3 protein-coding genes are annotated in these 1,958 nt (G+C 64.8%); all 3 read left to right on the top strand.

Annotated elements, in window-relative coordinates:
- Positions 1-59: 59 nt before the first annotated feature.
- The gene (gene tnpA, locus JQ624_RS38265; RefSeq protein ID WP_212424021.1) at positions 60-509 is read left to right on the top strand and encodes an IS66-like element accessory protein TnpA; all 450 of its coding nucleotides are present in this window, start codon (positions 60-62) and stop codon (positions 507-509) included.
- On the top strand, positions 506-853 hold the full coding sequence (gene tnpB, locus JQ624_RS38260) for an IS66 family insertion sequence element accessory protein TnpB (protein ID WP_161855524.1): 348 nt from the start codon (positions 506-508) through the stop codon (positions 851-853). The genes tnpA and tnpB overlap by 4 nt, the downstream gene beginning before the upstream one ends.
- 95 nt (positions 854-948) lie before the next feature.
- A partial coding sequence (gene tnpC / locus JQ624_RS38255; protein ID WP_212424020.1) for an IS66 family transposase occupies positions 949-1,958 on the top strand: 1,010 nt, incomplete at its 3' end.

Genomic DNA, 1,958 nt, shown 5'->3' with positions numbered 1-1,958 from the left:
GTATTCCTCCGGCGAAGGCCGCCTTGCCTGAAATGATGTGGTGGTGAAGACATAGGCGTATGACTGAGCATACGCCTATTCCGAAGACCTCGCGGCTTGACGTTATCTCGACGGGAGCCCGGCGCCGTTGGACATTGGAAGAGAAGCACCGGATCGTGGCGGAGAGCTATGGCGGGCCACGGCTTGTGTCGGTGACGGCGCGGCGAAACGGGCTGTCCGCGAGCCAATTGTTCACGTGGCGCCGGCTGGCTCGGGAAGGCCGGCTTGTCGAGGCGGATGAGACCACGGTGTTTGCACCGGCGATTATCCGAGGCGAATCCCTGGCGGGCAGTCAGACCTCGGTGCCGGAACATGTCGTCCCTGCGGAGAACGTACCATCTCCATCCTGTCTGACTACGGCATCAGGCCGGATCGAGATCGTGCTGATGCACGGGCCTCGCGTGATCGTCGACACTGGTATCGACGCGGCGGCGCTTCGCCGGGTTCTCGATGTGTTGGAACGCCCATGATCCCACTTCCGCAGGGGGTGCGGGTCTGGCTCGCGACCGGCCACACCGATATGAGGAAGGGGTTTGCGAGCCTGTCGTTGCTGGTGCAGGAGGTGCTGCGGCGCGATCCGCTGAGCGGTCATCTGTTCTGCTTCCGTGGACGTCGGGGCGATCTGTTGAAGGTGATCTGGCACGACGGCCAAGGCGCGTGCCTGTTCACGAAGCGGCTGGAGCGAGGCCGCTTTTTGTGGCCGAGCGTGGCGGACGGCGCGGTAACGATCTCTCCGGCGCAGCTCGGCTATCTGCTGTCGGGGATCGATTGGCGCCATCCGCAGGAAAGTTGGCGTCCGACGTCGGTGGGATGATGGATTTGGCTTGCAGGCGGTGATGGATGTGATTCCATCGCCTTGTGAAACCCGCGCCTGAATCGCTTCCGTCCGATCTTGCTGCCGCCCACGCGATGATCCTCGCGGAGCGCGCCGCGCGAGTGGAAGCGGAAGCCGTTGCGGCGAGCGCCAAAGCCGAGGCGGCCACCGCTCAGGCGGACCTCTCCAGCCATGAAGCGCTGATCGCCCATCTGAAACTCCAGATCGAGAAGCTGCGGCGCGAACTCTACGGCAGCCGCTCGGAACGCACGGCGCGGCTTCTCGAACAGATGGAACTGCAACTGGAAGACCTGGAGGCCGCCGCAACCGAGGATGAACTGGCAGCGGAGAAAGCGGCGGCGCGAACGGAGACGGTCAAGTCGTTCGAGCGCAGGCGACCTTCGCGCAAACCCTTTCCCGAGCATCTGCCGCGTGAGCGCGTAGTGATTGCTGCGCCCGAGAATTGTCCCTGCTGCGGCTCGGCGAAGCTGTCGAAGCTCGGCGAGGACGTCACCGAGACGCTGGAGGTCGTTCCCAGGTCCTGGAAGGTGATCCAGACGGTGCGGGAGAGATTCTCCTGCCGGAGCTGCGAGACGATCGCGCAGCCACCGGCACCGTTCCATGTGACGCCGCGCGGCTTCGCTGGGCCGAATATTCTGGCCATGATCCTGTTCGAGAAGTTCGGCCAGCACCAGCCGCTGAACCGGCAGAGCGAGCGATACGCCCGCGAGGGGATCGATCTGAGCGTATCGACACTGGCCGACCAGGTGGGGGCGTGCACGACGGTGCTGCAGCCACTCCACGCGCTGATCGAGGCCCATGTGCTGGCGGCCGAGCGATTGCACGGCGACGACACCAGGATCCCCATCCTGCCGAAGGGCAAGACGGTCAAGGGGCATATCTGGACCTACGTCCGCGACGATCGTCCCTTCGGCAGTCGTGCACCGCCGGCGGCGCTGTATTACGCCTCGCGAGACCGACGGCACGAACATCCCGTCCGGCATCTTCGCGACTTCGCCGGCATTCTGCAGGCCGACGCTTATGACGGGTACAACGAGCTTTACGAGCCGTCCCGCTTGCCGGGGCCGATCACGTCGGCGCTGTG

The sequence above is a fragment of the Bradyrhizobium sp. AUGA SZCCT0283 genome (assembly GCF_018130385.1).
Classification (GTDB): Bacteria; Pseudomonadota; Alphaproteobacteria; order Rhizobiales; family Xanthobacteraceae; genus Bradyrhizobium.
Note: the sequence above shows the minus strand (reverse complement) of the source record. Positions and strands in the feature narration are given on the sequence as shown.